Genomic DNA, 526 nt, shown 5'->3' with positions numbered 1-526 from the left:
AGGATGCCTATGGACTGCTTGGGCTCGCCTGGTGGAGCGCGGTGTTCCCCGGTCTGGTTCTTTCTGCTCTGGCCATCAGCCTCAACCTGGTTGCCGATGCCTTCAACGATGCGGTGCGCGGCCATGAATAGTCTGACTTCCGTGAGCGCCAAGACTGATGCCCTGCTGCGTGTTGCGGGTCTTACGACTGAGCTGCGCACACGCAAAGGCACGGTGCATGCACTCCACAATGTCGGGTTTACCGTGCGTCCAGGCGATCATGCGCGTTCTGCCGCGTCCAATCGACAAGGTAACCTCAGGCTATATCCGTTTTGCGGGCACCGACCTTCTCACATTGTCGGATGCTGAAATGCGCAGGATGCGTGGCGCACGCATCGCGATGATCTTCCAGGATCCGATGAGCCACCTCGATCCTCTGATGCGCATTGGCGATCAGATCGCCGAGGTGGTTCGCGCCCATAAGAAACTCGCCGGGGGCGCTTTGCAACAAGCCGTGCGCGAGGCGCTGACCGCTGCGCAGATCGCC

The 526-nt window shown here is 60.6% G+C and carries 1 pseudogene; it reads left to right on the top strand.

Going from position 1 to position 526, the window contains the following annotated elements:
* Nucleotides 1–259: 259 nt before the first annotated feature.
* Nucleotides 260–526, top strand: a pseudogene (locus ACTIF2_RS27590) (hypothetical protein); the annotation flags it as partial.

This window comes from Allobosea sp. (assembly GCF_051860145.1).
Lineage (GTDB): Bacteria > Pseudomonadota > Alphaproteobacteria > Rhizobiales > Beijerinckiaceae > Allobosea.
The sequence above is the reverse complement of the archived record's forward strand: the minus strand, read 5'-3'. Positions and strand labels throughout refer to the sequence as shown.